Source organism: Streptomyces sp. NPDC001020 (assembly GCF_053599115.1).
In genome coordinates this window covers 1,301-2,909 of the sequence record NZ_JBSFLQ010000088.1, presented here as the reverse complement: position 1 = coordinate 2,909, position 1,609 = coordinate 1,301, and the positions used below count along the sequence as shown (strand labels likewise).

Genomic DNA, 1,609 nt, shown 5'->3' with positions numbered 1-1,609 from the left:
CACAGTCTGCCGGCTGTGAGACGAGTCAGAAACCGTTGATGTAGACGAAGGACATGCGAAAGGTCCGGCGTAGAGGGTAAGACCCCCGTAGTCGAAATGTCAGCGGCTTGTTTGAGAGACACCCAAGTAGCACGGGGCCCGAGAAATCCCGTGTGAATCTGGCGGGACCACCCGCTAAGCCTAAATATTCCCTGGTGACCGATAGCGGATAGTACCGTGAGGGAATGGTGAAAAGTACCCCGGGAGGGGAGTGAAATAGTACCTGAAACCGTGTGCCTACAAGCCGTGGGAGCGTCGGAATGTGCTTGCACATTCTCGTGACTGCGTGCCTTTTGAAGAATGAGCCTGCGAGTTTGCGGTGTGTTGCGAGGTTAACCCGTGTGGGGAAGCCGTAGCGAAAGCGAGTCCGAATAGGGCGTTTGAGTAGCACGCTCAAGACCCGAAGCGGAGTGATCTAGCCATGGGCAGGTTGAAGCGGAGGTAAGACTTCGTGGAGGACCGAACCCACCAGGGTTGAAAACCTGGGGGATGACCTGTGGTTAGGGGTGAAAGGCCAATCAAACTCCGTGATAGCTGGTTCTCCCCGAAATGCATTTAGGTGCAGCGTCGTGTGTTTCTTGCCGGAGGTAGAGCACTGGATAGGCGATGGGCCCTACCGGGTTACTGACCTTAGCCAAACTCCGAATGCCGGTAAGTGAGAGCGCGGCAGTGAGACTGTGGGGGATAAGCTCCATGGTCGAGAGGGAAACAGCCCAGAGCATCGACTAAGGCCCCTAAGCGTACGCTAAGTGGGAAAGGATGTGGAGTCGCAGAAACAACCAGGAGGTTGGCTTAGAAGCAGCCACCCTTGAAAGAGTGCGTAATAGCTCACTGGTCTAGTGATTCCGCGCCGACAATGTAGCGGGGCTCAAGCGTACCGCCGAAGTCGTGTCATTGCAGCATATAGCCTTAACGGGTGTTGTGATGGGTAGGGGAGCGTCGTCTGCCGGGTGAAGCAGCACCGGAAGGTAGTTGTGGACGGTTGACGAGTGAGAATGCAGGCATGAGTAGCGATTCACACGTGAGAAACGTGTGCGCCGATTGACTAAGGGTTCCTGGGTCAAGCTGATCTGCCCAGGGTAAGTCGGGACCTAAGGCGAGGCCGACAGGCGTAGTCGATGGATAACCGGTTGATATTCCGGTACCCGCTGTGAAGCGTCAAACATCGAGCATCGTGATGCTAAGGCCGTGAAGCCGCCCTGATCTCTTCGGAGTTGAGGGGAGTGGTGGAGCCGCTGAACCAAGCGGTTAGTAGGTGAGTGATGGGGTGACGCAGGAAGGTAGTCCATCCCGGGCGGTGGTTGTCCCGGGGTAAGGGTGTAGGCCGTGTGATAGGTAAATCCGTCGCACGTCAAGGCTGAGACCTGATGCCGAGCCGATTGTGGTGAAGTGGATGATCCTATGCTGTCGAGAAAAGCCTCTAGCGAGTTTCATGGCGGCCCGTACCCTAAACCGACTCAGGTGGTCAGGTAGAGAATACCGAGGCGTTCGGGTGAACTATGGTTAAGGAATTCGGCAAAATGCCCCCGTAACTTCGGGAGAAGGGGGGCCACGTCTGGTGAGGGAACTT

At 56.2% G+C, this 1,609-nt stretch carries 1 rRNA gene (only partly in view); it reads left to right on the top strand.

Features of this window, described 5'->3' with window-relative positions:
• Window positions 1-1,609, top strand: a 23S ribosomal RNA gene (locus ACWDEX_RS36995) (it extends past both window edges: 176 nt to the left, 1,279 nt to the right).